The 16896-nt window shown below is 30.0% G+C and carries 19 protein-coding genes; 12 read left to right on the top strand and 7 right to left on the bottom strand.

The window, feature by feature from the left end; all coding sequences use genetic code 11:
* The first annotated feature begins 83 nt into the window (after positions 1-83).
* The 4 genes from AJ881_RS08375 (at position 84) to AJ881_RS08360 (ending at position 2818) form a co-directional block, all read left to right on the top strand.
* Complete coding sequence (locus AJ881_RS08375) at positions 84-1382, top strand: Cj0814 family flagellar-dependent secreted protein (protein ID WP_070285356.1); 1299 nt, start codon at positions 84-86, stop codon at positions 1380-1382.
* 95 nt (positions 1383-1477) lie between these two features.
* Positions 1478-2248, top strand: coding sequence for a transporter substrate-binding domain-containing protein (locus tag AJ881_RS08370; RefSeq protein ID WP_002776733.1), 771 nt, complete (start codon positions 1478-1480; stop codon positions 2246-2248).
* Positions 2249-2340: 92 nt separating this feature from the next.
* On the top strand, positions 2341-2568 hold the full coding sequence (locus tag AJ881_RS08365; protein WP_070280665.1) for a hypothetical protein: 228 nt from the start codon (positions 2341-2343) through the stop codon (positions 2566-2568).
* A gap of 25 nt (positions 2569-2593) precedes the next feature.
* The gene (locus tag AJ881_RS08360; protein ID WP_002780361.1) at positions 2594-2818 is read left to right on the top strand and encodes a hypothetical protein; all 225 of its coding nucleotides are present in this window, start codon (positions 2594-2596) and stop codon (positions 2816-2818) included.
* On the opposite strand, the gene fliP is transcribed toward AJ881_RS08360, so the two are convergent.
* The gene (gene fliP, locus AJ881_RS08355) at positions 2815-3549 is read right to left on the bottom strand and encodes a flagellar type III secretion system pore protein FliP (RefSeq protein WP_002852529.1); all 735 of its coding nucleotides are present in this window, start codon (positions 3547-3549) and stop codon (positions 2815-2817) included. The two genes, AJ881_RS08360 and fliP, sit on opposite strands and share 4 nt — an antisense overlap.
* A 142-nt stretch (positions 3550-3691) precedes the next feature.
* On the opposite strand from fliP, the gene glmU reads away from it, so the two are divergent.
* Genes glmU through truA form a run of 7 tightly spaced genes read left to right on the top strand, consistent with a single transcriptional unit; the run spans position 3692 to position 9938 of the window.
* Positions 3692-4981 (top strand): bifunctional UDP-N-acetylglucosamine diphosphorylase/glucosamine-1-phosphate N-acetyltransferase GlmU, encoded by a 1290-nt coding sequence (gene glmU / locus AJ881_RS08350; RefSeq protein ID WP_070283220.1) that lies wholly within the window; start codon positions 3692-3694, stop codon positions 4979-4981.
* The gene (gene coaBC / locus AJ881_RS08345; RefSeq protein ID WP_070283221.1) at positions 4978-6132 is read left to right on the top strand and encodes a bifunctional phosphopantothenoylcysteine decarboxylase/phosphopantothenate--cysteine ligase CoaBC; all 1155 of its coding nucleotides are present in this window, start codon (positions 4978-4980) and stop codon (positions 6130-6132) included. The genes glmU and coaBC overlap by 4 nt, the downstream gene beginning before the upstream one ends.
* The gene (locus tag AJ881_RS08340) at positions 6129-6746 is read left to right on the top strand and encodes a hypothetical protein (RefSeq protein ID WP_002892499.1); all 618 of its coding nucleotides are present in this window, start codon (positions 6129-6131) and stop codon (positions 6744-6746) included. The genes coaBC and AJ881_RS08340 overlap by 4 nt, the downstream gene beginning before the upstream one ends.
* Positions 6747-6749: 3 nt before the next feature.
* Positions 6750-7418, top strand: a complete 669-nt coding sequence (uppS, locus tag AJ881_RS08335) for a polyprenyl diphosphate synthase (RefSeq protein WP_002852565.1) — start codon at positions 6750-6752, stop codon at positions 7416-7418.
* Complete coding sequence (locus AJ881_RS08330) at positions 7415-8191, top strand: A24 family peptidase (protein ID WP_070283222.1); 777 nt, start codon at positions 7415-7417, stop codon at positions 8189-8191. The genes uppS and AJ881_RS08330 overlap by 4 nt, the downstream gene beginning before the upstream one ends.
* Positions 8191-9216, top strand: a complete 1026-nt coding sequence (locus AJ881_RS08325) for an LptF/LptG family permease (RefSeq protein ID WP_002861467.1) — start codon at positions 8191-8193, stop codon at positions 9214-9216. The genes AJ881_RS08330 and AJ881_RS08325 overlap by 1 nt, the downstream gene beginning before the upstream one ends.
* Positions 9213-9938, top strand: coding sequence for a tRNA pseudouridine(38-40) synthase TruA (truA, locus tag AJ881_RS08320; protein ID WP_079860734.1), 726 nt, complete (start codon positions 9213-9215; stop codon positions 9936-9938). The genes AJ881_RS08325 and truA overlap by 4 nt, the downstream gene beginning before the upstream one ends.
* Here the strand turns inward: truA and ilvA are convergent.
* Positions 9935-11146 (bottom strand): threonine ammonia-lyase, encoded by a 1212-nt coding sequence (gene ilvA, locus AJ881_RS08315; protein WP_044779273.1) that lies wholly within the window; start codon positions 11144-11146, stop codon positions 9935-9937. The two genes, truA and ilvA, sit on opposite strands and share 4 nt — an antisense overlap.
* Positions 11146-11559 carry a CoA-binding protein gene (locus AJ881_RS08310; RefSeq protein ID WP_044779272.1) on the bottom strand — a complete coding sequence of 138 codons (414 nt, stop codon included), beginning with the start codon at positions 11557-11559 and terminating at the stop codon, positions 11146-11148. The genes ilvA and AJ881_RS08310 overlap by 1 nt, the downstream gene beginning before the upstream one ends.
* A 118-nt stretch (positions 11560-11677) precedes the next feature.
* Here AJ881_RS08310 and AJ881_RS08305 point away from each other — a divergent pair, with 118 nt between their 5' ends.
* Entirely contained in the window at positions 11678-12094 is a 417-nt protein-coding gene (locus AJ881_RS08305) for a membrane protein (RefSeq protein WP_002856751.1), read from the top strand.
* Here AJ881_RS08305 and trmA read toward each other — a convergent pair.
* The 4 genes from trmA to AJ881_RS08285 are packed head-to-tail and all read right to left on the bottom strand — an operon-like array spanning position 12081 to position 16865.
* Positions 12081-13154, bottom strand: coding sequence for a tRNA (uridine(54)-C5)-methyltransferase TrmA (gene trmA, locus AJ881_RS08300; RefSeq protein WP_070283224.1), 1074 nt, complete (start codon positions 13152-13154; stop codon positions 12081-12083). The genes AJ881_RS08305 and trmA overlap by 14 nt on opposite strands.
* Complete coding sequence (locus AJ881_RS08295) at positions 13151-14884, bottom strand: Na+/H+ antiporter NhaC family protein (protein WP_044779268.1); 1734 nt, start codon at positions 14882-14884, stop codon at positions 13151-13153. The genes trmA and AJ881_RS08295 overlap by 4 nt, the downstream gene beginning before the upstream one ends.
* The gene (locus AJ881_RS08290; protein WP_052858706.1) at positions 14881-15630 is read right to left on the bottom strand and encodes an SDR family NAD(P)-dependent oxidoreductase; all 750 of its coding nucleotides are present in this window, start codon (positions 15628-15630) and stop codon (positions 14881-14883) included. The genes AJ881_RS08295 and AJ881_RS08290 overlap by 4 nt, the downstream gene beginning before the upstream one ends.
* Entirely contained in the window at positions 15627-16865 is a 1239-nt protein-coding gene (locus AJ881_RS08285; protein WP_052858705.1) for an ankyrin repeat domain-containing protein, read from the bottom strand. The genes AJ881_RS08290 and AJ881_RS08285 overlap by 4 nt, the downstream gene beginning before the upstream one ends.
* Between the last annotated feature and the right edge of the window lie 31 nt (positions 16866-16896).

Here is a 16896-nt window from a genome sequence, read left to right as displayed (position 1 = left end):
CACCCCAAAACGGAACAGATCTTGCTTATATTATTTTAATATATTTAGGTTGAAGGCAGAAAAATCTAAATCAAGGAATTAATATGAGTATCTTTAGCATCAATGATAACTCAAACTATGGTTCTATACTTTCACAAGCAAAAGCTAATAAAGAAAGTAAAGAAAATTCTAAAATAAGTTTTGCTAATGCTTTTTTAAAACAAAATGCTAGTAAGTTAAATGAAATTCAAAATGCAAATTCACAAACTCTAGCAAGAAGTGAAGTATTAAATTCTACTAATACAACAAATACTAGCAATAATACTAATTTTAGTATAAGTAGTAAGACAAGTTCTCCTAATTATGATATATCAAGTGAATTTAAAAACTCTATTTATACTCTAAAATACAAACAAGCAGATATAAGTAATACTTCTACTAATACAGCCTATGGTTATAGTGTAGATAAAGATGGCTATATGGGAAGTGATTTTAACAAAGCTGCAGGACTTCCTGAAGATTTTAAGATACATAAATCTACTTTGGATGAGATATATAGGTATAATACAGATTTTAATGCTCATACAGCTAATTATTTAGGAGTAAGCAGTTATTATTCTAATATAGATATGGCAAATACTATAAAACAATATTATAACAAATTTGATGAGATATTAAATCACACTTTTAACAATGCGAGTAAAACAAGTTTTACTGAAGTAGATTTAAATAGTTTACCTAAGGGTGTAAGTATGTCAGTAGGAGATTTTGATTTTGCTTCACCTTTAAATTTGGAAAGCAAAACTATAACAAATTATTATAATACTCAAGAACAATACAATGAAATAGAACAATTAGGAATATTAGGACATATCAATACAGGCTTACAACCATTAAATTTCACTCCACAAAGTATGCAAACTCAAAATACATCAAACAAATATACTTTTAATCCTGATATGTCAGTTTATCCACAAAATGAAGATGGAAGTTATTCTAAAGAAGCTTTATTTATGAGTTTTTTAAAATCAACAGGTGCTGATGTTTTAAAAGGTGGCAATACCACAATGAATCCTATAGTTAAATCTCACAAAGAAGCTATGGCTAAAGAAAGCTTTGATGGATCATTAGCTTCCTTAGATGACATCATGACAGGCAAAGTAGATTTTGCAAGTTTATTAAAAGGTTATGCACAAGATGGCTGGCTTGATGTAGATATATATGCAATGGAAAAAGGGGTTAAATGGCAAAATACAAGCATAGGTTATGGTGGAGCTTGGTTTGATAATCAGTTTAATCAAGCAAAAGCTAATGGCTGGAAAGCAAGTAGTGAAAGTATAAATTCTTATGTTGGATCTATAATGGATAGATTAAATAATCTTATAGGACAAACTAGGGTTTAAAGAAGTATTAATTTTTTAAGTTTGAAATAAATTGCTAATAACAAAATAAGATAAAATTAGTATAATTTTTTTACAAAAAAATTTGAAAGGAAATTATGAAAAAAATTATTTTGATTTTTATCTCTTTTTTTGCTTTAAATTTGAGTGCAAAAGATTTGGTTGTAGGAATGGAGCTTGGATATCCGCCTTTTGAAATGAGCGATAAAACAGGCAAAGCAAGTGGAATTAGTGTGGATTTTTTAGAAGCTTTTGCAAAGAAAAACGGCTATAAACTTGTAGTAAAAAATATCGCTTGGGATGGTTTAATACCTGCTTTAAAAACAGCCAAGATAGATCTTATTATGTCCTCTATGACAATTACCGATGAGAGAAAGAAAGTGGTGGATTTTAGCATTCCTTATGCTAAGGCAAATTTGGCTATTTTAACTCCTTTGAACTCTGATATTACAAATATCAAAGATTTAGATAAAAAGGGCAAAGTTTTGGCTTTAAAGCGTGGTTCTACAGGGCATTTATATGCGGTTAAAAATTTAAAAAATGCAACTATTAATTTATTTGATAAAGAAAATGCTGCTATTTTGGAAGTGATTCAAGGCAAGGCTGATGGATTTTTTTATGATCAACTTACGATTTATCGGACTTGGCAAAAGCATCAAGATACAACCAGAGCCATTTTAGCGCCTTTTCAAGAAAATCCTGAGTTTTGGGGTATAGCTGTAAGAAAAGGTGATGAAGCTTTAAAGGACAAGCTTGATAATTTCATTGATGAGAGTAGGAAAAATGGCTTTTTAGATTTTTTGGGCAATAAGTATTTAAAAGACATTAAAGAAGTTTTTAAGCAAAATAATATCACTTTTTTCTTGTAGGCTTTTAATAAAATATTGATAATTAATATTAATTTTATAAATTTTGATATACAATATCATTATCTAAATTTTAAATAAAAGGATTTAAGATAATGAAAAAAGTTGCATTTTTTTTGTTATTTTTGTTTTTATCTTGCACTGCACTAAACGCAGCTGGGGAGTATTGCAAATATGCTTATCAAGAAGATAGAGCTATACCTTTAATTTTAAATTATGGAATAAGATTGGGGGTAGTAGGTGCTGGGGTTGCGAATGCACCTGCACCGGGCGGAAGTGCTTACAATTCAAAAATTGACATGATGGCTGCAAGATACCACTAAGCTTAGTTTTTGGGTGTATTTTACAATGCTAGAATTTATTTTTACTCTTATTTTAGATTTTACTTTTTATTCTATCAAGACCCTAGAAAAAGTCTTTCTAGGGCGAACAGCCTTAGTAATTCTTTTTGTTGTTTTTATAGCTCTTTTTTGCGTTAAAGGCTTGTTTTTGTATATACTTTTAGCTTTAGAATTATTTTTGCTTTTGTATCTTTTTCTTGGAATTTTGTTTTTAAGATTTTATAAATCTTAGGTTACAAAGCTTTCCACAAGCCTTTGCACTAGCAAATTCCATCCATCCACTAATACAAAAATTAAGAGTTTAAAAGGTAAAGAGATCATAGTAGGAGGTAGCATCATCATACCCATAGCCATTAAAACTGAGCTTACAACCATATCTATGACTAAAAAGGGCAGGTAGATTAAAAACCCTATTTCAAAAGCGGTTTTAAGCTCTGAAATCATAAAAGCAGGAACTAAAACCGTAAGGGGAACATCATCTATGGTTTTGGGATTGGGTAGATTGCGTATACGATAAAAAAGGGCTAAATCTTTTTCTCGAGTATTTTTAAGCATAAAATCTTTAAAAGGCTTTGCTCCTTTTATAAAAGCCTCTTCATAGCCTATTTTTTCTGCTAAATAAGGTTTTATGCCTTCATTATAAGATTTTGTAGCTACAGGTTCCATGATAAAAAAAGTTAAAATTAAAGCCAAGGTTACTAAAATAGTATTAGGTGGCATACTTTGCGTCCCCATAGCTTGTCGCAAAAATGAAAATACCACAATAAGACGCAAGAAAGAAGTCATAACAAAAACTATACTTGGAGCGAGCGCAAGTATGGTTAAAACAATCACTATATTTAAAGTAGTAACAAGCTGATTAGGTGTATTGGGTGCACTTAAGCTTAAATTTACTGTAGGGATAGTTGCTTCAGCAGCAAATAAACTCATGCTTAAAAGTAAAAATAATAATATTTTTTTCAAAATTTAAAAACCTTTTTTTGTTTTTTACTAAAGAAATTTAAATTTTATCTTTTGATGACTAAAAACTAGTTTAAGGGTATTAGGATTTTAACTTTAAACTGCTAAAATAGTCTTTTAGACTTCTTAATAACAAAGGTAAAAAATGAAAACTTCTATTTTGATTTTAGCGGCAGGATTAGGCACTAGAATGAAATCACAAAAGCCAAAGGTTTTGCAAGAGCTTTGTCAAAAAAGTATGATTTTACACATTTTAAAAAAGGCTTTTGCTTTAAGTGATGATGTAAGTGTAGTTTTATCACATCAAAAAGAACGCGTTGAAAAAGAAATTTTAGAATATTTTCCAAAAACACAAATTTTAGAGCAAGACTTGCAAAATTATCCAGGAACTGCGGGAGCTTTAAGGGGGTTTGAGCCTAAAAATGAAAGAGTGTTGATTCTTTGTGGCGATATGCCTTTGGTTGAGCAAACAAGTTTGGAAGCTTTGTTGGGTAATAATGCAAAATTAAATCTAGCAGTTTTTAAAGCAAGAGATCCTAAAAGTTATGGTAGGGTGGTGATAAAAAACGATAGTGTTGAAAAAATTGTTGAATTTAAAGATGCAAATACACAAGAAAAAGAGATAAATACTTGCAATGCTGGGGTTTATGTGATTGACTCGAGGCTTTTAAAGGAGCTTTTACCTTTGATTGATAACAATAATGCGGCAAAAGAGTATTATTTAACCGATATTGTAAAACTAGCAAAAGAAAAAGATGTGATGATTAAAGCGGTTTTTGTAGATGAAGATGAATTTATGGGGATCAATGATAAATTTGAACTCAGTATAGCTGAAAATTTCATGCAAGAAAAAATTAAAAAATACTGGATGCAGCAGGGTGTGATTTTTCATTTACCGCAAAGCACTTTTATAAGTGCAGATGTTGAATTTGTGGGTGAATGCGAAGTATATGAAAATGCAAGGATAGAGGGTAAAAGTAAGATTATAAACTCTATCATTAAAAGTTCAAGCGTGATAGAAAATTCCATCGTAGAAAATAGCGATGTGGGACCTTTGGCACATTTGCGTCCAAATTGTGAGTTAAAAAACACTCATATAGGAAATTTTGTAGAATGCAAAAATGCAAAGTTAAATACCGTAAAAGCAGGACATTTGAGCTATTTAGGAGATTGTGAGATAGATAGTGGAACTAATATAGGCTGTGGGACTATTACATGCAATTATGATGGGGTAAAAAAGCATAAAACCATTATAGGAAAAAATGTTTTTGTAGGTTCTGATACGCAATTTATCGCACCTGTAAAAATCGAAGATGAAGTGATCATAGCAGCAGGAAGCACAGTAGGTGTCAATGTAGAAAAAGGTGCTTTGTTTATCAATAGAGCAGAGCATAAGATGATAAAAGATTATTATTACAAGAAATTTCAAAAATGAAAACCATACTTTTGGCTATTAGTGGCAGTATAGCTTTTTATAAATCTTACGAGCTTATTTCTTTGTTTAAAAAAGAAGGCTTTAGGGTAAAAGTTTTGCTTTCTAATGGTTTGTTAAAATTTGCTAGCAAAATGAGTTTTGAAGCCTTGGCTGATGAGATTTTATGCGAGGAAAATGAAAGTTGGCAAAACTTAAACAATCACATAGCTTTTAGCAAGGATGTAGACCTTGTTTTATTTGCCCCTGCAAGTGTTAATTCTATCAATAAACTTGCTTTTGGTATAGCGGATAATCTTTTTATCCAAACCTTAATCGCAGCAAATAAACCTCTTATCATAGCTCCTGCGGCAAATACAAATATGTTTCATCATTTTAGCACGCAAAATTCTTTAAAGATGCTTAAAGAAAATAAAGCTTTGATTATAGAGCCTATTTGTAAAGTTTTAGCTTGTAAAGATGAAGGCGCAGGAGCCTTAGCTGAAGTTAAGGATATTTTTAATATTAGCAAAAGAGAACTTTTAAAAGAAAAGTTTTGGTGCGATAAAAGCGTAGTTATCACAGGTGGTGGCACAAGAGAAAGAATTGATGATGTGCGTTGTGTGAGTAATTTTTCAAGTGGAAAAATGGCAAAAGCCATAGCTGATGCTTTTTATTTTTTAGGAGCTAGGGTAAAATTTTTAAGCTCTGTGGAATTTGATACTCCTTATGAGCTTTGCAAATTTGAAAGTTCTAAGGATCTAAAAGAGCTTTTGGATAAAAATTTAAGTCATGATTTTTTGATTATGACGGCTGCAGTGAGTGATTTTATCCCTCAAAGTGTAAAAGGAAAAATTAAAAAAAATGAGCATTTACAGGGTTTAAACTTGCATCTATCTTTAAATGAAGATTTGCTTAAAACTTGCAAATTTCAAGGCAAAAAGATAGGTTTTAAGATGGAATTTGATTCTCAAAATGCCTTAGAAAATGCGAAAAAATCTTTAAAAGATAAGCAACTTGATATGATTTGCCTTAATATCATTGATCAAAAAAATTATTTTGGAAGCGATCAAAATGAACTTTATTTTATCACTTTAAATAATGAAAATAAAAGCACCTTGCAAAGCAAAGAAAAATTGGCATTTGAATTAGTAAAATGGTGTGAAAAATTATGAGTATGATTAATTCTACCTTGCCTATACAAATGAAAGTTTTGGCTAAATCAGGCTATGGACATTATACGCTTTTGTTAAATCACAAAAAGATTCAAACTAAAAGCATGATAGAGCTTGAAATTGGCGCTGAATATTTAGCTGAACTTTATATGCAAAATGGTGGAGTTATACAATTTAAACATCTTTCAAAGCGTCCTAATTTCAAACCTTTTGAAGAGGGATTGGCTTTGATAATCGCTATTTTAGAGGATAAAATTTCTTATAAAAAATTCATCATACAAAATCTTTTAGATTGTAAAGATATAGAGCGTTATCAGATATTAAAAGAAATGCTTTTTGCAAGTTTTGAAAATATTTATCATATTCCTTTTATCTTTGAAAATAAATCTTGTTTGTTTCAAATGCGTAAAAGAGCAAAATATTTAGAAATTTACTTATATTTTAGTGTTTTTGGAGCTTTGAAAATTTTGATAGATTCACAAGGTGTTAGCGTTTTTACACCTTTTGCCAAGGTACAAAAATTTTTAAACGAACATTTAGATTTTAATGTATCGCAAGAAAACAAGATTGAACCTTTGTTTGTTTTCAAAAGGCTTTTTGATTTTAAAGGATGAAAAATGAATGAATTAAAACACCTTGCTGTTGTTATGGATGGTAATAGGCGCTGGGCTAGAGCTAAGGGTTTTTTGGCAAAACTTGGATATTCCCAAGGAGTCAAAACTATGCAAAAATTGATGGAAGTTTGCATGGAAGAAAATATTTCAAATTTAAGCCTTTTTGCTTTTAGTACGGAAAATTGGAAGCGTCCTAAAGATGAAATTGATTTTATTTTTGAACTTTTAGATCGTTGTTTGGATGAAGCTTTAGAAAAATTTGAAAAAAATAATGTGCGTTTAAGAGCTATAGGTGATTTATCGCGTTTGGAAGATAAAGTAAGAGAAAAAATTACCTTAGTTGAAGAAAAAACAAAGCATTGTGACGCACTTTGTGTCAATTTGGCTATAAGTTATGGTGCAAGAGATGAAATTATAAGAGCTGCTAAGCGTGTGATCGAAAAAAAACTTGAGCTAAATGAAGAAAATTTAACGCAAAATTTAGATTTACCTTTAGATGTGGATTTGATGCTTCGCGTTGGAAATGCTAAAAGACTTTCAAATTTCTTACTTTGGCAGTGTTCATATGCTGAAATTTATTTTAGTGAAACTTTATTTCCATCTCTTACCAAGAGAGAATTTAAAAGGATTATTAAAGAATTTAGAAATAGAGAAAGAACTTTTGGAAAATGATACTTTTCATAATAATTCTAGGGGCTTGTTTAGGTTCTTTTTGCGCAAGTTTGGCAAGTAGGATAATTGAAAAAAAGCCTTTTTTTATCTCGCGCTCTTTTTGTTTTTCTTGTGATACAAAATTAAAATACTATGAAATTATTCCTGTTTTTTCTTATATTTTTTTAAAGGCAAAATGTCAAACTTGCAAATGTCATTTACCTATTTCTTTATTAATCAATGAAATTTTAGGCATAATTTTGCTTATTTTGGTTTATTTTTTAAGTCAAAATTTTTATGATTTTTTATTTTTATCTCTATTTTTATTTAATCTTTTCTTGCTTTCTTTAATTGATATTAAACTCAAAGCCGTACCACAAATCTTACTTTGGAGCGCTTTTTTATTTGCTTTTTTTTACGCCTTTAGGGAAAGTGAAATTTTACATTTTTTGATTTTTAAAGAGTTTAGCGGAGGTTTTTTACTAAATGCTTTTAGTTTTGGAGGATTTGTTTTTTTATTAAAAAGTTTAGTTTTTTTTCTAATGAATTTCCAAAAAAAAGATGAAATTTTAGAAAATTTGGGTGATGCTGATATTATCATTATGTCTTGTATAGGTGGAATTTTAGGTTTTGAGTATGGATTTTTAGTATTATTTATAGCTTCTATTTTAACTTTGCCTTTTTTTATTTTTTTTAAAATTAAAGCAATAAAAGAGCAAGAACTTGCTATGATACCCTTTTTAAATATCGCTTTTGTGGCAGTTTTATTTTATAAAAACTTAGGATTATTCTAATGAAGCTTAGTTTAAGATATGTTTTAAATCAATTTTTAAGTACGAATTTGTCTATATTTTTCGTACTTTTTGCTATTGTATCTATGGTGTTTTTTATTCAACTTGCAAAACTTACTTCAAGTATAGAGATTAGTTTTTTGGATCTTTTAAAGCTTTATGGATTTATGTTGCCTAGAATTTTAATTTTTACCTTGCCTATATCTTTTTTTATTTCTTTAACTTTGGCTTTGTTTAGGCTTTCTAAGGAAAATGAAAGCATAGTACTTTTTACTTTGGGGTTTTCACCAATGATTTTGGCAAAATTTTTCCTTAAAATTGCAAGCTTGATTAGTGCTTTTATGCTTGTTGTGGCTTTGGTAATGATACCTATAGTATTTGAACTTCAGGATAACTTTGTAAACTATAAAAGCACTCAAGTGAAATTTAACTACAAAACAGGAGAATTTGGACAAAAATTTTTAGACTGGATGATTTTTATAGAAAAACAAGATAGTGATAAGTATGAAAACATAATTATGTATCGCCCTAAACATAAAACAGATGATAAAGAACAACTTATCATAGCCAAAGAAGCGCATGTGCAAAGAAAAGATGATAGCTTTGCTTTTAGCTTAAATCAAGGCAAAATGTATAATTTTGAGCAAGGTCAAAGTATTTTTAGTGGAGAATTTGACACTTTAGTAGTAAATACTCAGTTTAATACAGACAATCTTCAAACGAAGAAATTTTATGAATACTGGAATGATTTAAACGAAAATCCACAAAGAGCAAGAGAATTTGTGATTTATACAACTATAGCCTTGTTTCCACTTGCTAGTACGCTTTTTGCACTTTGTTTTGGTTTGGTTACTTATCGTTATGAAAAAGGCTATGTGTATTTAGGTATGTTTGGAGTGATTGCTATATATTTTGGACTTTTAAGTTCTTTTTCTCAACCTCCAATTTTGGCTTGCCTTGGAATTTTTTCTTTAAGTTTATTTGTTTCGGCTTATTGTTTTAAGAAAATGATTTTGAGTCGTTATTGATGAAAATAAAAATTATATTTTCTTATGATGGCTCTGCTTTTTTAGGTTCTGCTACTCAGCCTCATAAAAAAGGTGTTCAAGATGCTTTAAGTGGTGCCTTATCGCATTTGGGTATTGTTTCACCTCTTTTGATGGCTTCTCGTACAGATAAAGGAGTACATGCAAGCTATGCTGTAGCTAGTGTAGAATGCGGAGATTATTTTACAAATTTAGAATATCTTCAAAAACAGCTTAATAAATTTTCCCATCCTTTTATCCATATCAAAAAAATTGAAAAAGTAAAAGATGATTTTGAAGTAAGATTTGATGTAAAAAGTAGAGAATACCGCTATATATTTTCTCACTCTTCTTATAGTCCTTTTATGGCTTCTTATGTACATTTTTATCCTAAATTTGACTTAGATAAGGCTAATGAGCTTTTGGGTTTTTTTGTGGGAAAAAAGGATTTAAAGTTTTTTTGCAAAAGTGGAGGAGATAATAAAACGACTTTAAGAGAAATTTTTATTGCTAGAGCTTATGCTTATAAAGATTTTAGCATTTTTCATTTTAAAGCTAATGGTTTTTTAAGAGGGCAAATTAGATTAAGCGTAGCAAGTGTTTTAAAGGTTTTAGAAGGAAAAATGAGTGAAAAAGAACTCAAAGAACAGATTGATGCTAAAAAGCAATACAATCACTTTTTAGCACCGCCAAATGGGCTTTATTTAAGCCGTATATGTTATTAAAAACTTTCATAGAAATTAAACGCCTTTTGGGTTAAAATTTTTCTTATTTCTTCTTGATGTTCTTTGCCTTTGGTTTCTAGGGTAATTGAAATCATCGCATCGCCATAATCAAGCTTGGTGGAAAATCTATCATAGTCGATTTTTACTATATTTGCATTGGCTATTTTTAAGCTGTCTGTAAGGTGTAATAATGCCCCAGGTTTATCTACTAAAGTAACATGAATTTGCATTTTTCTGTAAGATTTAAATAAACCTTTTTCTATGATGATATTTAGCATTTGTGCATCGATATTGCCTCCGCTTAAAACTACGCCAATTTTTTTATGATTTTGTGTATTTATTTTTTGATGAAGTAGGGTGGCTACACTCGCAGCTCCTGCGCCTTCAACTATGATTTTATGTTTTTCAAGTAAAAACAATACCGCATTAGCGATTTCTTCATCATCAACTTGGATAAAATCATCTACGCATTCTAAAATAATATTAAAATTAATAGGATTTGCATCACGCACAGCAATACCATCGGCTATAGTGCGTACGCTTTTTGCATTTTTGATTTTTTTAGCATGAAAACTTTCATACATTGCAGGAGCTCCTTTGGCTCCAACGCCGATGATTTTAATGTTTGGATTGATTTGTTTAGCTGCACTTGCGATACCACTTATAAGTCCTCCACCTCCAACAGGTGCGATAATCATATCAAGATCACTTATTTCATCAAGCATTTCAAGCATCAAAGTTCCTTGTCCTGCCATTACAAATTCATCTTCAAAAGGATGGATAAAACTAAGATTATTTTCTTTAGCATAAGAGATTGCAAAAGTATAGGATTCATCAAAATTATCCCCTTTGAGTATCACCTCTGCTCCTAAGGCTTTTGTAGCAGAAACTTTTAAGAGCGGAGTGGATTCTGGCATTACAATAACCGCTTTAATGCCAAATTTTTTTGCACTAATGGCCACGCCTTGAGCATGGTTTCCCGCACTTGCGGCAATGACTCCATGTTGTTTTTGTTCAGCGCTAAGATTGGCTATTTTATTATAAGCTCCACGAATTTTATAAGCACCTGTAATTTGTAAATTTTCATTTTTAAGATAAATCTCACTTTGACAAATATCACTTAAAAAAGAAGAGTATATGAAAGGAGTTTTGTTTACAAACCCTGAAATTTGTTGTTTTGCTTTGTAAATTTTATTAAGCTCTAACATTATTTTTCCTTTGTTTTAAAATGCGGATATTCTAACATAATGCAACGATTTTGTATAAAATTTATATCTAATTTTTTACATTCTTTTTTGGCTGTTTCATTACTAATACCAAGTTGAAGCCATAGGTTTTTAATATTTTTTTCAACAAGCTTAGGAAGAATTTCTAGTGCCACTTCGCCTTTTCTAAAAAGTATAAGTGTATCGATTTTTTCTTCTATTTGATCCAAATTTCTATAAACTTTTTCATTTAAAACAAACTCTTCTTTAGGATAAATAGGAAAAATTTTATAATTTTTTCTTTGTAAAAATTCTGCTACCCTATAAGAAGCTTTTGTCTTATCTGGACTTAAAGAAAATATGGCAATATTTTTACTTGTATTTATAATATAAGAGATAGTTTCTTTTTCATTCATTATTAACCTTTGTTTTGGTATTTTATCTTAAATGATTAAAAAATTAACTAAAGTGAATTCAAAAAATGAAAAAAGTGTTATAATATAGCAAATTCCGAAGTTTAATAAGGAGGGAAAAATGGAAGAATTTTATCCATATACTTTAACAATCCATCTTCTTTGTGCTATTTTGTTTATAGGTTATTTGTTTGTTGATGTATTTGTTTTGGGTGTAGTTAAAAAGAAAAATCCTAATTTTGACAAAAGTCTTTTTAGTGCTACTGGGGTTAAAATAATGCCTTTTGTGGTTCTTTTGCTTTTTTTAAGCGGAGGTGCTTTGGCAGGTTTTCATTTTAAACCTTTAAATTTACTTTTTGCTGTAAAAATTATTTTGGCTTTTGGAATTTTATCTTTAGTTGTTTTTTCTTTATTTTGTCATTTTATATTAAAGAAGAAAAACCCGCTTGGTGCTTTTATCCACCCTTTTGTATTTGTGCTTTGTATCGCGATAGTAATACTAGCTAAATTAATGAATTATTTTTTTATACCTTGCTAAGAAATACTCCACATTCAAGATGTGGAGTATTGGCAAATTGATCAAAAAGAGCAAACTCTTCCACTCTATGTGTTAGGCTTAATTCCTTTAAATTTTCTTTTAAAGTGATAGGATTACAAGAAATATAAATAATATTTTCATATTTTTTTATTAAGTTAATTACGCTTCTATCAAGTCCTGCACGGGGTGGATCAACTAAAACATGAGAGAAATTAAAATCATCTAATCGAATATCTTTTAAACGAAAAAATTCTCTTTCTTTTTTGATAGCAAGACTTAATTCTTCGCTTGAAAGTCTTGCAAAGTGGATATTTGTTGTATTGTTAAGCTCGCAATTTTTTAAAGCAAAATTAATATTGCTTTTTGAAATTTCAGTGGCTAAAATTTTAAAAAAGAATGGTGCTAAAGCTAAAGTAAAATTTCCATATCCACAGTAAAGCTCAAGTAAATCCATTCTTTTTTGAGTGTTTAAAATTTCACACACCCAAGTAATCATTTTTTCATTTATAGTAGTGTTAGGCTGAATAAAACAATCATTGTTAAATTCATAAAATATTTTTCTACCTTGAATATTTAAAGTTTGTCTTAGATTTTCTGTTTTAAAAATAAGTTTTTTGCCTTTACTTCTTGCTATGAGGTTGATATGAAGATTATTGCTTAAATTTTCTAAATTTGACTTTATATCTTCTATATTTTTATGATAGAGTAAAGTTACGCTAAGTTCTTGCTTTGTGGTTAAAAACTCCACGCCAAAAAGTTTTTCTTTTAATTTATTATCTTGACGCAAGTATTCTAGAAGTTTTGGCATAAAAGCACAAATTTTTTCATCAGCAAAATCTAAATATTCTATAATGTACTTTTTTTTGTTTTTTGGATCAAACATCGCATAAAAAAGCGTATCGTTTTCATGATAAAATGAAAGTTCAGCTCTTGTACGATAATGCTTATCTTTTGAAGCAAAAAGTTTAAAATCCTTTGTATAAAATTCTTTAAAATATTTTTTTATGAAAGAATGTTTTTCATCTAAAGTAAGAAAATTTCCAAAATTTTCAAGACTCATGGAACTTTCTTTCCGATGAGTCTTAGTAAAAGTGCAATAAGTATGAAATTCAAAGGCAAGACAAACCAAACACTAAGTCCTAAAGATACAGGAATATATCCAGCGATTAAAGAAATACCACAGATAAATAAAGCATAAGGAATTTGTGTTCTTACATGCTCCATATGATCGCATTTTGCACTCATAGATGAAAGGATTACATTATCTGAAATTGGTGAGCAATGGTTTCCAAAAATCGCACCTGTTAAAACGCAGCTTATATTAATGACCATATAATGATGCATAGCATTTGCATCCATACCATTGATTTTGGCGATTTCATGAGCTAAAGGCACAGCCAAAGGCATTAAAATCCCCATAGTTCCATAGCTTGTTCCTATGGCAAAAGAAATGGCTGAAGCAAAAGCAAAAATAGTAGCAGGTAAAATAAACTCAGGCAATTTATCTGCAAGTAGACTGGTGATAAATAAAGAAGTTCCTAGATCTTTTACTATGCTTGAAAGCGACCAAGCAAATAAAAGTAAGACTATAGTAAAAATCATGGTTTTCCAGCCATATATCCAAGTTTCTACCGCTTCTTTAAGATTGAAAATTTTACGACGCACCCCGATAAAAATCGCTACAATAGCAGCAAACAAAGCAGCTTGGAATAACACCACAGAAGAATCAGCATTTCCAAAAGCAGCCCTAAAAGTTTCAAAAGACAAAGGATTGGCGCTTGCTTTTGCAAGTTCTTCACCTTCTAAAGTGCTAAGTCCATTAAAATAAAATCCTAATATAGCTAAAATGATTAAAGTAAAAATAGGAACAATAGCATCAAAAGCACGAATTTTAATACCTTCTTTTGGTGCTAAAAACTGATCTTCTAATTCAGCAGTATCTAGTGTGCCTGATTTAGGTAGAGGAGCAATTTGCCCTGTGGTTCTTGCACGCACTTCAGCCTTGTACATAGAACCAAACTCACGTCCCATGATTGCAGTCATGACTACAAAAAAAAGCATGAAGATATTATAAAAACGATAAGGTATGGTTTCGACAAAAATTCCAAAAGCACTAATATCGCTAATGCCTATGTGTTCATAAGCGGTTTTAATTAAGGAAACTTCTAAGCCTATCCAAGTGGAAATTACAGCTATTCCTGCCACAGGAGCTGCGGTAGAGTCGATAATAAAGGCAAATTTTTCACGAGAAATTTTAAATTTATCCGCCAAAGGACGCATAATTGGACCTACGATCAGTAAATTAGCATAATCATCAAAAAATATTAAAAGCCCTAAAAACCAAGTATTAACTTGAGCTGATACAGCTGATTTGGCTCTTTTGGCAAATTTTAATGCTACAGCTTTTGCACCACCCATTTTTGTGATAAGCGCCACAAGACCACCTATACAAAGAATTTGTAAAATGATTCCCGCATTTACTGGATCAGAAGTTGAACCTAGGATATAAGAAATAATCTTTGAAAAAGATTCTACTGCAGTATTATAAAAATTTACAAAAGCTAAATGTTGTGCTTTGAAAATATTTGCAGAAAGGCTAAGTAGAAAAGTTCCACTTAAAACTCCAGCAAAGAGTGACAAAATAACATCTTTTGTGATAAAGGCTAAAGCAATAGCAACTAAAGGTGGTATAAGCGTAAAAACTCCAAATAAATTAGCATTTGCAGCTGCTTCTGAGGAGTTTGCAAATGCAACTAAAGGTAAAAACAATAAAACTAAAAATTTATTCATTCATCTCTTTCTATATAAAATCCATTCCAAGTTTGTGTGACAGGCATAAGTTCGATTTCATTAACATTAATATGGCTTGGTAGGTTAATGATAGACATTACCACTTTGGCAATATCATTAGCGCTGATAAATTGCGTATTTTCATACACTGCATCAGCTTTTTGAATATCTCCTTTAAAACGTACTTCACTAAATTCAGTTTTGCAAAGTCCTGGAGCAATATTTGTTACTTTGATATTGCTTCCTCTAAGATCATTTCTTAAGGCCAATGAAAATTGTCCTACAAAGGCTTTGGTTCCGCAATACACATTGCCTCCAAAATAAGGATTGCGTCCCGCAACTGAACCTAAGTTAAAAATATAAGCATTTTTTTGTTTGCGAAGTATAGGAATAACAGCTTTTGCAATATATAAAAACCCTTTGATGTTTGTATCTACCATAGTGTTAATATCTTCAAGGTTTAATTTATCAAATTCATCTACCCCTAAAGCTAAACCTGCATTATTAAAAAGCACATCAATTTCTTGAAATTCTTTGGGTAAATTTTCAATAGCCTCAAAGATTTCTTTTTGATTTCTTACATCTATGCAAAGCGTGTAAATCTTATCTTTGTGAGCATTTTTTAACTCTTCTAGACGCTCTTTGCGTCTAGCAAGGGCGATTACTTTGTAGTCTTCTTGTATAAAAGCTTCAACGCAAGCTCTACCAAAACCTGAACTAGCTCCTGTAATAAATGCGGTTTTCATTCTAAACTACCTCCGTAAAATAGATTTTCGTTTGCTTTTAAACCCAAGCTTTTTAGATAATCAGCATTTTCTTTTTTACCTGCTGCTAGCGCAAAGTCAAGCGCATTAAAACCAAGATCATCAACAGCATTAAAATTTGCTCCTTTTGAAATAAGAAGTTTTAAAATTTCAACATTTCCATAGGCTGCAGCATGCATTAAAACATTTTTTGAAGTGTGCTCTAGAGCACAAAATGTAATAAAATAAGGCGTATTTGAACCTATGTTCGCACTTAATGCTAATTTTTCATTGTTATTAATATATTTTTGATTAACATTTGCTCCATTATCAAGAAGTAGTTTTATGATATCAAGACGATTAAACTCTATGGCATAAAAAAGTGGGGTTTTACCAAAGGCATTGGCTTGATTAACATTTGCTCCATTTTGGATTAAAAAATTTGTATTTTCATAATTTTCCAATGCATAAAAAATAGCACTTTCATAACCTTCGTCAATCCTAGCACCAAAACGAATCAAAAGTTCTAAAATTTCTTTTTCTCTTTGATTTAGAAGCGCTGCTTGCAAGGCTATAGTAAGATCATCTTGGCTTGGATTATTTGAAAAAATAAAATCTTGTATATAAGATACTGAATAATTTTTATTTGACATGATTTTTGCTAAAGGACTAATGTCTTTGTAAATTTTTGTTTCACCAACAGCCCAATTTAAAAATTCGTTTAAGGCATTGCTAGTATAGTAAATATTACTACCTTTGTCAAAATTAAAATTACTTTCAAAATACTTTTCTAAAGGTTCTATAGCATTATTGTATTCTTGCCAAAAAGCTTTGTAAAGTCTAAAATTTCCTATGCTTTGATATGCCCAATATCTAAAATAAGATTTTAAAATATCATATTTTTTTTCTAAATTTTCGGGTGTATCTAAAGTTTTTTGATAAGCGATGGGATCGATAGTTATTTTTAATAATAAAAAATCAAATTGTTGTAATTTGGGCAAATAAGCCACACCATTACAAGAGCTATTGCTTCCGCGAATTTCATTGGAAATTGCATAGAGTTTTTTTGTAAAATCTTGATTTTTTAAAGATTCTTTACAGCTTGAAGCTATATTTAAATAATCTAAATTTGAACTTTTATTTAGCAATGTTTTATTATTTTTAATGTTGTCGCAGTTAATGGCATCACTAGCCATTAAACTTGCAAAACAACAAAAGGAAGTGAATAATAACTTCAATATTTTTCCTTTGAAAATTTTAATTTTGTTA

Source organism: Campylobacter sp. BCW_6460 (assembly GCF_001762705.1).
GTDB lineage: Bacteria > Campylobacterota > Campylobacteria > Campylobacterales > Campylobacteraceae > Campylobacter_D > Campylobacter_D jejuni.
The sequence above is the reverse complement of the archived record's forward strand: the minus strand, read 5'-3'. Positions and strand labels throughout refer to the sequence as shown.